Source organism: Fructilactobacillus sp. X2R1C1 (assembly GCF_059901435.1).
In genome coordinates this window covers 1-261 of record NZ_JBWXUV010000104.1, presented here as the reverse complement: position 1 = coordinate 261, position 261 = coordinate 1, and the positions used below count along the sequence as shown (strand labels likewise).

1 protein-coding gene is annotated in these 261 nt (G+C 49.0%); it reads left to right on the top strand.

The annotated features are described in order from the left end of the window. The coding region (locus AC6UDG_RS07660; RefSeq protein ID WP_500706985.1) for a hypothetical protein at nucleotides 1-261 on the top strand (261 nt) is incomplete at both ends.

The window sequence follows — 261 nt, the reverse complement described above, 5'->3', positions numbered from 1 at the left end:
GTTCCAACCGACGCCGCAGCTTATGGCGCTAGTGCCACAAACGAAGATGGAACACCCGCAACGATTACTAAGATTGATACTTCCAAGGTTAACAACCAAGTACCCGGACAGTATCAAGTCGCAATTTCTGCTTCTAATGGCAAAACCTTCTTTGTTCCAGTAACAGTTCTAGCTAACCAAGCCAACATTACAGCTCACGGCATTTCAATCTATACCGGCGACGACGTTCCAACCGTCGCCGCAGCTTATGGCGCTAGTGCG